The sequence below is a fragment of the Acinetobacter sp. YH12049 genome (assembly GCF_013419875.1).
Classification (GTDB): Bacteria; Pseudomonadota; Gammaproteobacteria; order Pseudomonadales; family Moraxellaceae; genus Acinetobacter; species Acinetobacter amyesii.
In genome coordinates this window covers 86536-100322 of record NZ_VOZH01000002.1, presented here as the reverse complement: position 1 = coordinate 100322, position 13787 = coordinate 86536, and the positions used below count along the sequence as shown (strand labels likewise).

Annotated in this window: 15 protein-coding genes; 2 read left to right on the top strand and 13 right to left on the bottom strand. The window is 40.5% G+C overall.

Annotated elements, in window-relative coordinates; translation table 11 throughout:
* Positions 1-11 precede the first annotated feature (11 nt).
* The 11 genes from FTU05_RS01335 to FTU05_RS01285 form a co-directional block, all read right to left on the bottom strand.
* On the bottom strand, positions 12-983 hold the full coding sequence (locus FTU05_RS01335; RefSeq protein WP_180164000.1) for a D-glycerate dehydrogenase: 972 nt from the start codon (positions 981-983) through the stop codon (positions 12-14).
* 20 nt (positions 984-1003) lie between these two features.
* Positions 1004-1651, bottom strand: coding sequence for a hypothetical protein (locus tag FTU05_RS01330; RefSeq protein WP_180163998.1), 648 nt, complete (start codon positions 1649-1651; stop codon positions 1004-1006).
* 174 nt (positions 1652-1825) lie between these two features.
* Entirely contained in the window at positions 1826-3715 is a 1890-nt protein-coding gene (locus FTU05_RS01325; RefSeq protein ID WP_180163996.1) for a M48 family metalloprotease, read from the bottom strand.
* 91 nt (positions 3716-3806) lie between these two features.
* The gene (gene purF, locus FTU05_RS01320; protein WP_078193623.1) at positions 3807-5345 is read right to left on the bottom strand and encodes an amidophosphoribosyltransferase; all 1539 of its coding nucleotides are present in this window, start codon (positions 5343-5345) and stop codon (positions 3807-3809) included.
* A 24-nt stretch (positions 5346-5369) separates the two neighbouring features.
* Complete coding sequence (locus FTU05_RS01315; RefSeq protein WP_078188866.1) at positions 5370-5957, bottom strand: CvpA family protein; 588 nt, start codon at positions 5955-5957, stop codon at positions 5370-5372.
* A 5-nt stretch (positions 5958-5962) separates the two neighbouring features.
* Complete coding sequence (locus tag FTU05_RS01310; protein WP_180003012.1) at positions 5963-6964, bottom strand: quinone-dependent dihydroorotate dehydrogenase; 1002 nt, start codon at positions 6962-6964, stop codon at positions 5963-5965.
* Between the two features lie 90 nt (positions 6965-7054).
* Complete coding sequence (gene gspM, locus FTU05_RS01305; protein WP_078188869.1) at positions 7055-7534, bottom strand: type II secretion system protein GspM; 480 nt, start codon at positions 7532-7534, stop codon at positions 7055-7057.
* Positions 7534-8673: a type II secretion system protein GspL gene (gene gspL / locus FTU05_RS01300; protein WP_180059043.1), complete on the bottom strand. Its 1140-nt coding sequence runs from the start codon at positions 8671-8673 to the stop codon at positions 7534-7536. Before gspL ends, gspM begins: the two co-directional genes overlap by 1 nt.
* 27 nt (positions 8674-8700) lie before the next feature.
* Positions 8701-9156, bottom strand: a complete 456-nt coding sequence (locus tag FTU05_RS01295) for a histidine phosphatase family protein (RefSeq protein ID WP_180059042.1) — start codon at positions 9154-9156, stop codon at positions 8701-8703.
* A 79-nt stretch (positions 9157-9235) separates the two neighbouring features.
* Positions 9236-10309 (bottom strand): NAD(P)H-dependent glycerol-3-phosphate dehydrogenase, encoded by a 1074-nt coding sequence (locus FTU05_RS01290; RefSeq protein WP_180041318.1) that lies wholly within the window; start codon positions 10307-10309, stop codon positions 9236-9238.
* Positions 10310-10369: 60 nt separating this feature from the next.
* Positions 10370-10960 carry a nitroreductase family protein gene (locus FTU05_RS01285; RefSeq protein ID WP_171525909.1) on the bottom strand — a complete coding sequence of 197 codons (591 nt, stop codon included), beginning with the start codon at positions 10958-10960 and terminating at the stop codon, positions 10370-10372.
* Positions 10961-11172: 212 nt separating this feature from the next.
* Between FTU05_RS01285 and FTU05_RS01280 the strand changes: the two genes are divergently transcribed.
* Positions 11173-11562: a hypothetical protein gene (locus tag FTU05_RS01280; RefSeq protein WP_078188876.1), complete on the top strand. Its 390-nt coding sequence runs from the start codon at positions 11173-11175 to the stop codon at positions 11560-11562.
* Between the two features lie 98 nt (positions 11563-11660).
* Here the strand turns inward: FTU05_RS01280 and rhlB are convergent, their stop codons facing one another.
* Entirely contained in the window at positions 11661-12812 is a 1152-nt protein-coding gene (gene rhlB / locus FTU05_RS01275; RefSeq protein ID WP_180003018.1) for an ATP-dependent RNA helicase RhlB, read from the bottom strand.
* 99 nt (positions 12813-12911) lie between these two features.
* Complete coding sequence (locus FTU05_RS01270) at positions 12912-13124, bottom strand: cold-shock protein (RefSeq protein WP_005014923.1); 213 nt, start codon at positions 13122-13124, stop codon at positions 12912-12914.
* 415 nt (positions 13125-13539) lie between these two features.
* Here FTU05_RS01270 and FTU05_RS01265 point away from each other — a divergent pair, with 415 nt between their 5' ends.
* Positions 13540-13734 (top strand): sulfurtransferase TusA family protein, encoded by a 195-nt coding sequence (locus FTU05_RS01265; protein ID WP_078189214.1) that lies wholly within the window; start codon positions 13540-13542, stop codon positions 13732-13734.
* Positions 13735-13787: the final 53 nt, after the last annotated feature.

Sequence of the window (13787 nt, the reverse complement as noted above, 5' to 3'; positions counted from 1 at the left end):
GTTGTGATTGTTTATTCAAATTTTGGATTGACCACATAGCGTGGCGCGCGTTCATGTACCAAAACATCCACTAAATTTTGATAAGCCAACTCTGCCATACGTTTACGGGTTGCCGCTGTTGCTGAACCTACATGAGGCAATGTCACGACATTGGCTAATGTAAATAATGGCGATTCCTGAAGTGGCTCCTGCTCATACACATCTAAGCCTGCTGCAAAAATTTGACCACGACTTAATGCATCGATTAAAGCGGCTTCATCAATCACTGAACCGCGTGAAATATTCACCAATACCGCATGCGATTGCATCAAGGCCAACTCACGTTCACCAATTAAAGCTTTGGATTCTGCATTTAAATCCACTGCAACGACCACAAAGTCAGCACGTTGCAACAAATCATCCAAATCGCAATATTGTGCTGATAACGATTCAGCCAATTCAATTTTTTCTCGGCGATTATGATAGAGCACATTCATATTAAAGCCGTAACGAGCACGACGCCCAATCGCTGCGCCAATATGTCCTAAGCCAATAATTCCGATGGTTTTAGCAAAGATATCCATGCCAAATTGCTCAGGACCCACTGTACGCTTCCACTGCCCTTGTTTAGTCCATTGATCTAATACAGGCACTTTACGTGCCGCACTCATCAATAAGGTAAATGCTAAATCTGCTGTAGTTTCCGTCAATACATGCGGAGTATGGCTCAACCATATATTTTTTTGGTTTAAAAATGTAAGATCATAGTTATCATAACCGACACTTACACTTGAGATGACTTTTAATTGTGAGGCATGGGCTAAATTAGAAGCATTCAATAAACGTCCCGCACCAATCATGCCGTCAGCATCTTTTGACTGCTCAAGAATTTGCTGATTCACATCGCCCAATTTAGGGCTAATTTGGAAAACTTTAAATTGCTGTTCTAAACGTTGAATTATTTCTTGATCTATTTGACTAAAAACCACTACTTTTTTTTGCATAAATCTTCCATTTACGTCATTTAAATATTTTGTCCCACCTTATTTTGCATAAATTGCCATAGGCGTTTTTTCAACAAAGGCTGTTCTATCATTTGCTGTAAAGATGCCAATGGATACACTTTCTCATGATCTAGATGCGGAATTTCGCCTAGGCAAATGACATTTTTATCCAAACTCATCGCATCGATAAAGCCTTGTACATAAGATGCTGCACCACGTCCATCTTGCAAATTCACCCAACCAAAAGGCCACTGTAAGGCAAAAAAATCTGCACTGACTGCGCGCTGAATATTGCTCCACAAAACTTGCTGCTCTGCAGTTAATTCTGTGGCATCAATGACAATGACACAGTGCATCAAACAGATGGCTTCTAAGTTAAACGAAGGGATTTGAACAATCGGACGAACTTCAACAGGATCAACAACCTTTGGTTCATCTTTAGGTGCTTCTACAGGTTGATTTACAACAACATCAACGTTGTTTTTAAGCTCAGTCTGTGATGAAACAGGCGTTGGCTGAGGCGCATTTTTGAGTAGAATTTCAGAGACTATTTCAGGATCCGCCTGATCTCGCCAAATATTTGAGCTAAATTGCTGACACGGAGCCGCCTGAGGAATCCATACATCAATTCCCATTGCCGCCATTATGCTTCGCTGATGCCCAATCATGCTTTCATTTTCACCTATTCAAGGCTTGTTATTCTAACGGTATTCACTCTGTTTTGCTGAACTTTTATAAATCAATTAGACCACTCTATTTCTCTAATGATTATGTAGACTTGCTCAGACTACTTTTGACTTAAAATTAAACAATTTATTCATAAATCAAGCCGCAATATACAATTATACGATCATTAAACTATTTTTCTTTTGCATTAATTCAACCATTTCAGCCGATTCAAATCCAATACGCCAATATAGCAACTGCAAAACATCTAACTCATCTTGCGTGATAATTCGATCATTCCATAAACATACTTCTGCAACCCCAAGGATGCTTAGACGCTCCCGCAGTAACAATCCCGAAATATCATTCAGGATTTCAGCCAAATCAATTGGCTCATCGGATATATCGCGATAAAACTCTAACTCTTCTTTCGTTAAGATTCGATTGAGAATTTTTTCACGCGCGTCGAGCTGATTGTCACTGTTAATTTGTTGCACATGCAGTAAGGCATCAATCAAACGCACAATACTCGGTTTTACATCTTCTAATGATGTAGGTGTATGTGCAGGCAAAAGATTTAACTCATATTTCACTGTTTCAAGTAGCAAGGCATCGAGTAAACCAATTTCACCATCTTCCTGAATAATCTTGGCCAGCTTGGTTAAGAACTGCCGTGAAATTGTTGCTGGCATGGTACCAATATTTTTACATGCCTCATGAAAAATGGAGATATGCACACGACCATCAAGATTCAATAAGGCATCCACAATCGCACGACTCACTTCAGCTTCAGTCGGAATAAACTCTCGATACTGACGAATCATTAAAATCGCAACCATCACCTCACGCGAACCCGTTGCTGTTTGCAAGGCACGTTGGATCAATTCAGGCCGCTGCCAATTTTCACGAATCTCGGGGTTCAACGGTTTAATTGCATCTCGTATCGCAAAACTGATCGGTGACAAGCGCAGTAAAGGTAATGGTTGTGGCGAGTTCCATGGAGTTGCAACATCTGGACTGGCTTCTTCTAGTGAACGGAACAAATAAAATAGCGGTTGGTTTCGCAGTTTTTTTAAATTTTCTAGTTGCAGGTCATGAATGAGTGCCGGATTTAATTCAAAAATGCGCTGTTCAATACTTGGGTGAATATTCATCCAGTTTTGCGGACTGAGTGAGTTTGCAAAACACATATGAGAAATCGATTCCGCATATTCACTATGAATTTGCGAACCTGAATGATGCACATAAATCCTTAATAAGGTTTGAATATTGGCATCATTTTGAATCAGACGTTTAGTTTTCTGGTCATTACGATAGGTTCGAGAACCCAAAGAGATATATTTAATAAAGCGGGAAATCAAAACACCTAAACTACCGATCAACCAAATAACTGCGCCAATCGCTACAAAGAGCGTTTCAAACTTATTGTCCCGTGCTTGTCCATTTTTATAGAAACCACGTTTTGCAATTTTACTGCCCCACTGACTAAAGGTCGTCAAACCGCTATATAAGATTTTCAAACGGGTATTTTCAGCAGCTTCCCCCGACAAGATCTTATTAAATTCATGGCTCAGCAAACCATACATTTCCATCTCATCTAGGGTTTGTAAGGCACCCCAGGTTAAAATGATCGATGTATCTCGAGGGCTAAAACCAGCGGTGAGCGCATTCACACCCACTTCATCAGGTAAGACATAAAGTGCAGGAGTATCGATTAGAAAGGTATCTGCCAGTTGCTCCGTCATACGCAGTACAACACTTTCTTCAGGAATACTTTCAATGAGACTCAGACGTCGCGCACCTAACTGTTTTGCAAGTGAATAGCCGCCTAAGCGAAAGGTGTAAAAATCATAGAGAACTGAAACCAACATAATCAGCAGCACAGCAGCCACTAAAAATGGGCTAAGCACATGCCAATAGATAGACTGAGTGGAATCATAATAACCCACAATTAAACCGACAATTACATTAATAATTGCGACGGTCAAAAACACTGCCGCCATACACATGGTGACAGGCCAAAACATATTTTTGTTTTTTATAAAATCATAACCCACACGTCTCAATGTAATACCCTTAAGCTACATTGTCTTTTGTTTGCTCATCATAAATGAAAAAAGCGGGAAATTCCCGCTTTTTCAGTGTGTTTTCAGCAGATTATTCTTCGCGAACACCTGTTAAATCCACAGAAGCTGCATCAATGTTAACATCGATATAAGCTGGCTTTTCATTTTTTGCTGAGTCATTACGCTTACGCTCTAATGCTGCCAAATATTCAGCATCAATACCGCCTGCCACATATTTACCATCAAATACCGAGCAATCAAAGTCTTGCAACTCAGGGACTTTCTTGGTGCGTACTGCAGATTTCAGATCTTCCAAGTCTTGGAAAATCAAGCGATCAGCACCAATAATTTCACGGATTTCTTCAACGCTACGTTCTGACGCAATCAGTTCAGATTTGGCTGGCATATCAATCCCGTACACGTTTGGATATTTCACCATCGGTGCTGCAGACGCAAAGAAGACTTTTTTCGCACCCGCATCACGCGCCATTTGAATGATTTCGTTACAAGTCGTACCACGTACAATCGAGTCATCGACCAAGAGTACGTTTTTGCCTTGGAACTCTAGCTCTACAGGGTTGAGCTTTTGACGCACAGATTTCTTACGAAGTTGCTGACCCGGCATAATGAAGGTACGACCGATATAACGGTTCTTCATGAAGCCTTCACGGAATTTCACACCTAAGGTATTTGCAAGCTCGAGCGCAGAAGTACGTGAAGTATCAGGAATTGGGATCACGACATCGATATCGTGCTCATCACCCCATTCACGTAGAATTTTCTGAGCAAGTTTTTCGCCCATTTTCAAACGTGCTTTGTAAACTGAAATACCGTCAATGGTTGCATCTGGACGCGCAAAATATACGTATTCAAAGATACAAGGACGATATTCAGGGGCTACTGCACACTGCTTGGTCGACATCACGCCATCAGCAGTAATATAAATTGCTTCACCCGGTGCAATATCACGCTCAACCTTAAAGCCGAGCGCTGTAATTGCGACAGATTCAGACGCAATGATATATTCCATACCATTTTCAGTCTCACGCGAACCGTAGATCAATGGGCGAATACCATTTGGATCACGGAAACCAACAAGGCCCTGACCGGTGATCATAGCAACAACCGCATAACCACCTTTGCAACGTTCATGCACACGTGAAACCACGTGGAATACATCTTCAGCGCTTGGTGTAAGTTTTGCGCGTTTTTGCAATTCGTGAGCAAATACGTTTAATAATACTTCTGAGTCTGAATCGGTGTTCATATGACGTAAGTCAGTCTTGAACAAGTCATCATGAATTTCAGCAGCATTGGTTAAGTTACCGTTATGTGCAAGCGTAATGCCATAAGGTGAGTTTACATAGAATGGCTGAGCTTCAGCACTGCTAGAAGAACCCGCAGTTGGGTAACGAACATGGCCAATACCATAATTACCCTGTAATGCACGCATATGACGTGTGTGGAACACATCACGTACCATACCCGTATCTTTACGCAGGAATAAACGACCATCCTGACAAGTTACGATCCCGGCTGCATCCTGTCCACGATGTTGTAACATCGTTAACGCATCAAACAACATTTGGTTAACAGGTGATTTACCAGCTATACCAACTACTCCACACATAGCAACCTCGCAGACAAGCTAGGGTTAATAAAAAGGATTATTTGTTGACTCACCCGATCCAGAACGTCCGTGCTTGTTCTGCGACTCAGATGGGAGGTCTGAAGATTTCTGAGCATCTTCAGACTGAATATGATGAAGTGCTTGATTTGCAGCATCTTTGGACAATTCGGTTGCCCAAGGCGCATATGGCAATAATGACTGAACCATTTTAGATTGTTTCCAATGTGGTGAACTTTCTACCCAAGGACCTAGCCCCTGCATAGTGATCAGCACCACCAACAATCCTTTTAAGCTTCCAAAAACACCACCTGCCAGTCGATTTAACGGACCGAGCTTTAATGTTTTCAAAATACTGTTCAATAACCATGTCGCGACCCAAGTCATGACTACAATCAACAATACAATAAATGCGAACGCGGCAATCTTCTGTACCACTGGATCTGTACTTAAAGATGTCATCGAAGGTGCAAGGACGGTTGCATACTTTGCCGCAATGACAAGTGCAAGAATCCATCCAATGAAGTTCGCAAAGGCTTTTACAAATCCTTGACGCAAACCGTTAAGCCCTCCAATGAGCAAAATAATCAGTATAAAGATATCAATGGTATTCATGATATTTACAATGCGTCTACGCAGTCTTTTACAAGTGTCGGACCTGTATATATGAGGCCACTATACACTTGTACAAGGCTAGCTCCTGCTTTTTGTTTCGCAACAGCATCCGCGCCCGACAAAATACCACCTACACCGATCAATGGAATTTGACCGTTTAATACTTTAGCAAAAGCCGCCAAACATGCCGTACTTTTTTCAAAGACTGGCGCACCGGATAGACCACCTGCTTCATCACCATATGGAAGGCCTTCAACACCTTCACGTGACAAAGTCGTATTGGTAACAATCAGACCATCAATTTTAAATTTTAACAATTGTTGGGCAATAAAATTAATGTCTTCTGGTTCTAGATCTGGTGCAACTTTAAGTACTAAGGGTACATAATGTTGATTTTCATCCGCCAACTCGAGTTGACGTTTCTTGAGTGTCTCTAACAGTTCAGTCAAAGCATCACCGCTTTGTAAGCTGCGAAGATTTTTAGTGTTAGGAGATGAAATATTAACCGTAATATAAGAAGCGTAGTTATAAACTTTTTCTAGACAAATCAGATAATCATCAACTGCTTTTTCAACAGGTGTAACTGCATTTTTACCGATATTGATCCCAAGTACACCCTTAAATTTTGCAGCTTTGACATTTTCGATCAGCTGATCCACGCCATCGTTGTTAAAACCCATACGGTTAATAATGGCTTTTGCTTTCGGTAAACGAAATAAACGAGGTTCAGGGTTACCTGATTGTGGAAGTGGGGTAATTGTACCAATTTCAATAAAGCCGAAGCCCTGGCTCGCCAGCGCATCGATATAAGCACCGTTTTTATCAAGACCGGCTGCTAAACCAACTGGATTAGGAAATTCGATTCCCATACATGTCACTGGTTTAGACGCCACGTTTTGACGCATCATTCCCATCTTGTGAGAAGATTTCAACAGCGATAATGTCAGCTCATGTGCACGCTCTGGTGCTAAAGTAAACAACAAAGGGCGGGCTAGAGAATACAACATATCTATAAAAGTCTACTGCTTTTTAAGTCGGCATATTATAGGCACAGCACAAATAAAACACCATGCTTAGCAGATCTTTATTTTTACCGATTATTGCACACTCGCTGTTAATTTGACCTGTCCCGCTTCAGAACTTAATTCCATCTTTTCAATACTTAAGCCCATTTGAACCAATTGCGTCAAAAAATTGGCCAGAATTGCATAATTTTCATGCATCACTGCAATCTGTATTTGCTCACCGACTTGTTGAGATGCCACGGATAAACCCTGTTGTTGCGATACACGCTGAACTTTTTCCAACGCGCTCAGTTGTGTATCACCTGCTGGTTTCATCGTGACGGCATTACTTTGCATCCAAACAACAGTATCTTTGAGTTCATTCACGCGCTTTTGTTGAAAATTTGCAGCTTTGTTCATATAAAACAGTGCCGAACCAATCGCTGCCACTACAACAAAAATCGTGGTAAAGATCACCATGACTCGTTCACGAGTAGAAAGTTGGTCTAAATAATCAGTGATGCGCTCAATTTGCCCATCTATTCGTTGCTGTAAGTTTTCCATTTTTGTCATTATTGTATTTTCACCAATCCAATCGCGCCGTTGGCACTTGGTTGAATATTCCCTAATTCAACCTTAAAACCTTGTTGTTTTAATTGATTGGTTAGGGTTTGTAGTACTTCTGCCGAATTGGCTTTTAGCTCCATATTCAACATCGAGGCTTCATAGCTGACACGATTTGCAGAAATTTGGTTTTGCATTAAAACTGGCCCGACACGGCTCAGTAAAGACAAAGCCTGCGCATTGCCTGTTTGACTCTGACGCAATTGTGATTCGAACTGGCTTTTCAGCGTTTGTTCAGTCACAGGATAGCTTTGACCAAACCAATATTTAAACTGATCAATCGCTTGTGACGCAGTGATATTTGCCACTTTTTTGTATTGATACCAACGAACTGCATCATAGCTAAACTGTGTAATTAAAGCCGCAACCAAAACTGCTGCACATGCTTTCCAATAACCACTCACACCCGTATTGGCTTTGGCTTTCGGCAAAACATTCAGTGGATGTTGTTTCGGTTTTTTTATATTGGGTAGTTCATAATGAAAAGATTCAATGTAATCATGCGTTACAGCGGCTTCAAGACTATGCGTCTGATCTGAACTTAGATTTGAAATCTTATAGTTCGGCTGACCAATTTGATAATCTAAATACAATGCCAAATCATCAACAGACTGACCGACATATTCATTATTTCGGACCAATAAATGACCGCTGACATTTGCCAAAACATGTTGCCCTGATTCTGGACTTGGTAAGACCAAAAAGTCTGGTAATAATGAAATAACTTTTACAGGAATTAGCGTCAAAGCATGCTGCATCGTTTCGACTGCACTATGTGCAATCCCCATGACCGTTAATTCATCTGGACTTTGAAAATGATGCAATACTTTCATTGCATCCAAAGGCAAAATGACATATTCCTCAAGTAAATATTTTACGCCGTCTGGGCCAAGTTTTTTATATTGGTTTTTTGGAAAATTTTGCTGAATGATTTGTACATCACGACTCGGAAAGAAAACAACCGCTTCCTTTCCCGCATGTGGCTGAATTTCCTGAATCAACTGTTCAAGTGTCGATGACTGCTTCCAGAAATCCCCTTCTGACCATTGCCAAACCCCATTGGCTTCGGGCATCCATAAATACAACATTAATTTTTCTGCCGTTTTAATTGGTTTTTATGTTGATGGTATAAACGTTTTAATTTGAGTTGATAACCCTGGAGCAATGACCGCTTGTTCATAAATGCGCGCTTCTGCCAAAGCATAGGGATTAAAATATTCTGAGACCAAAACACTGGCCATATGTGCCACAACGTTCATATGGCACACCACCACAATAGACTCATACGGTAAATGTGACAACCATTCCACTGCAACTTTGGCATCATCTTCCGGTTTGATGGCATTACAAATAACCACAGGTACATGTGGAAAATGTTTTTGCAAAAATGAAAGTGTTTGCTGCGCACGCAGTAACGGACTCACCACAAAAACGTCTGGTTGAATTAAATCTTTCAAATATGCTGCAGTTTCTTCCGCTTGAGTTTGTCCACGCGCTGTTAAAGGACGCTTTTCATCATTCCCCATTACAGGTGGAGCAGCTTCGCCATGCCTAACCAATGTCAGTTGCATAAAATTTCCTTATTCTATTCCGCACATTATATACAGCCAGTATGACAAAGCTATGTGTATTGCATATTAATCAGCAAACTTAAACTTGCTGATGTGGCAAGACAAATTCAACGTCACTGCGATGTCCATTTTTCATCAATGACAAAGCAATGTTCAGGGCCGGCGCACCTTCAAAAATCACTTCATACAATGCACTGGTAATTGGCATATATACACCGAGCTCTTCAGAGCGTGCGCGTACTTGCACAATAGTATTAATCCCTTCCGCAGTTTGTCCTAGTTCTTTGGTCGCTTGTTCTAAGCTTTTACCACTGCCGAGTGCAAAACCGACTTGGTAATTACGACTGAGCGGACTACTACAAGTTGCAAATAAATCACCGACACCAGATAAACCTAGGAATGTTAATGGGTTTGCGCCTAATTTCACTGCAAAGCGGCTCATTTCTGCCAAAGCACGTGTCAAAATCATACTCTTGGTATTTTCACCGACACCATAAGCTGCAGCTAAACCCATCGCGACTGCATAGATATTTTTCAGTGCACCGCCCAATTCCACACCATGCACATCATCACTTGCAAACACACGGAACAAAGCACTGTGTAGCGCTTGTTGAACTGCATAACGAACCAGTTCAGATTGGCTTGCAATCACAGTCCCCGCAGGTTGTCCCGCAACAATTTCCTTCGCCAAGTTTGGCCCTGAAAGCACACCATAAGGGACTTCAGGAAGTTCTTCACGAATAATATCGCTCATAAAACTAAAGGTATTGGCTTCAATACCTTTGGTCAAAGACACCACTGCTTGTGACGTGATAAAAGGTTTGATCTGCTGTAAAACACTACGGAAAGAATGGCTCGGAATAGCCACTAAAATAATGTCACGATTACATACTGCTTTTTCTAAATCTGAAACAGCGAGCAACCCAGCTTCTAATTGAAAATCTGGCAAGTAACGTTTATTGATATGTGTTGCATTGATATCCGCAGCCGCCGCCTCATCACGAATCCATATCATGGTGTCACAGCCATTACGTACTGCGGTATTGGCCATCGCAGTACCAAAACTCCCACCACCCAACACCGTAACACGTAGTGCAGTTTTTTGATCGACTGACACAGGGCTAACAAGACTTGCAAAATCAAGTTCTGACATTGTTCTTTTATCCTAATTTCTTTACTGATCGAACTTCATCAATCGATCTATTTTTCACTTTTATTGGTTTGCTTTATGCCAATGGCTTACAAAGTCAGCAGACTGTATTTCAGCACGAGGTGGAATTGCTTTCACAGCTGTACCGATATAAATAATGCCTGAAATCAAATCGTTTTCCGTTAAGCCTAAGGCTTGTTTAAACAATTTAGATTCAACCACCGCCCCACTACGCCACATGGTTGAAAAGCCCTGTGCTTGTAAAGAGAGCAAAAAGTTTTGTACTGCTGCGCCTGAACTTAAAATTTGTTCGAAATGCGGAACTTTGGGATGATCTTGTAATTGAGTTAAAGCCAAAACCAATAGTGGCGCACGAAATGGATGGTGTTTCACACGTTCCAACTGCGCTTCTTCTGTTTGTCCAGTATCGGCTAAAGCATGTGAAAGCAACTCACCAAATGCTTCACGTTCAGTTTCAGGAATAATCACGAAACGCGTAGGCTTAAGACGATGATGATCTGGCGCCGTTAAAGCGGCTTGAAACGCATTTTCCAATTGCTCAGCATTCGGCGCAGGTTCAATTAAATGACCAATCGACTGACGCTGATGAATATTTTGATGAACTGTATCAACTGCTGATTTTAGAATTGACATCTATACACTGTACTTTAAAACGTTTGCTCAAGATTAGCATATTCTCAATAACTTACTCTAGAATGTTTACATCAGACTCGGTGCTTATTTGTTAAGTCAGCTTTATTCACAGATTTACTATAAAAAAACCGCATAACTTGTACAGCAGTTCCCTGTTCTATAAGAAATTTTATGTTCAAATAAATCAAATTGTTTCTAACTCGGGGCACCGTATGAAAAAATTCAATAAAACTGTTGCCATTGTTAGCACGCTAAGCGCAACTGTGCTTTTAGCTGCATGTACATCTACGCCAACAAAATCTTTAGCGATTCAAAAACCAAATAATCAATATGAAGTGACTGCCGTAGGTAAAACCAGTTTAGCGGCAAAAAATAATGCAATTGCAGCTGCAAATAGTACCTGTGGTAAAAATGCGACCCCTGTCGTGGTGGATGAAAAGCAAGAATACAACGGAGTTTTAAAAGGCGTGGTCGATGAAAAGACAGGTCAAATGATTCAGGCGGCGGCTGGCGTACTTGGCACCATTACTGGAAATAGCGGTAGCATCAGCAAAGATGATGATTACCAAACCGTACTAACCTTTAGTTGCCGTGCAAACTAAAACGCTAGTCTGTGATTTTGTTTTGTCATTAACTCCAAATGAAATAGTCGACATGAAATAAAAAAGCCTGCAAATCTGCAGGCTTTTTAGAAGCAAAATTAGCAATAACCGTCTAAACGGGTTAAAGGTAATTTTTGACCAATGGCTTTTTCAATTTCAGGCAGTGAAAAAGCATCATCTTCAGACAAGAAACTAATACTCACACCACGAGTACCTGCACGACCTGTACGACCGATACGGTGTACATAATCATCAGACTGTTCAGGAAGTGTAAAGTTCACGACATGAGAAACGCCATCGACATGGATACCACGACCTGCAACGTCTGTTGCAATCATGATGTTATGTTGACCATTTTTAAACTGATCAAGCATTTTCAAACGCTTATCTTGAGCGATTTCACCTGACAACATCACCACTTTATAACCGTCTTTTTTGAGATGATCATAAAGTTTACGCACTTGATCACGACGGTTGGCAAAGATCATGACCTTTTCAATTGGTTCATCACGTAAGATGTCTTCCAATAATTTATATTTATCAGACTTCGCCACCATGTAGACACGTTGCTCTACATCTGCATTGGTTTTTTTCTCAGGTTCAATTTCAACAGTTACTGGTTCAAACAACCATTGCTGTGCCAAATTTAAAACATCATAACTAAATGTTGCAGAGAACATCAAAGTTTGTCGTTGTTCTTTACGTGGTGAAAAGCGCACGATACGTTTTACAGATGGGATAAAGCCCATATCTAATAAACGGTCAGCTTCATCAATCACTAAAAATTCAATTTGATCGAGCCAAACTTCTTTTTGTTCCACAAAGTCAATTAAGCGACCTGGGGTTGCAACCATAATGTCGACAAAATTACGATTTAATAGATTTTTTTGCTTATCAAAATCTACCCCACCGAGCAAAGTCATGACATTGAGATCAGTGTATTTCACTAATTCTTTAGCATCACTTTCAATTTGCAATGCAAGCTCACGGGTTGGTGCAAGAATCAATGCACGCGGTTCACCACGATAACGCTGTTCCTTAATTGGATTATTCAACAAGTCATTGATCACACTGACCAAGAAAGCCGCAGTCTTCCCAGTACCAGTTTGAGCACGACCAATAGCGTCATGTCCAGCCAATGTAAATTTTAAAACCTTTTGCTGAATAGGCGTCATATCCTTAAAACCCAAAGCATCAATGGCTTTTTTAAGGTTCGGATGTAAATTTAAGGTTTCAAAACCTGATGACATATAGATGTGCCCTAATTGAATAATCACAAAATTGCTGAAGCATTATAAACAAAAAACGCCCCAATTTACATTGGAGCGTTTTTGAGTACATTCAGACGATTAGTCTAAAGGTTGTACTTCTTCAGCTTGGAAGCCTTTTTGACCTTTAACAACGCTGAATTCTACGCGTTGACCGTCACGAAGTGAACGGTGGCCTTCGCCCATAATTGCGCGGAAATGAACGAATACGTCGTCGCCGCCGTTACGTTGAATAAAGCCAAAGCCTTTAGTGTCGTTGAACCATTTAACAACGCCTTGTTCACGAGCTGTCATAAGTTAATCCTTATCGTATTTAAAAAAGAAGGACCACCCGGTGTTGCAAACAGCAGACCAAACAAGGTTAAAAAAAATATTTTTATTTCTAAGCTTGTAATCATTCTGTAAAACTATCAACAAAATCCCGGTTACATCCAAATATATCAAGAGTTAAGAGGCTTCACAGCCAACAAAAATCTTAACAACGCAACGAGCTTAACACGGGTTTACCGCAATTAATAGATTTTTTTGATCTATTTTCCTTTTGAATATTCTTATTTTTTCACATCGTTTGAGTTATAAATCACAAAGGATTTTTACCTATTTTAGGTTGGGATTTGGCACTGTATTTGCTAATATTTCCATTGAAATGTAAACATGTTGGATCTGCTTCGTGAATGACAGCCAAAATTCGCTTTTAACTGTAGATGCAATGGGTAAACCCTGCCCGATGCCACTATTGATGCTCAAAAAAGCTTTAAAGAAAAGTCCAGACCAATCTTTATTGTTAAAGTCATCCGATCCGCACAGCCAACAAGATGTATCACGATACTGTCAAATACATCAGTTAAACTGTGAAATGCGCAAAATTTCCGATTCTGAGTTTCATTACTTGATTGAATCTTAAAAAGATTCAGTTAAACTAAATTGCTTCATAATTGAATAAAAGTTTACATTTCT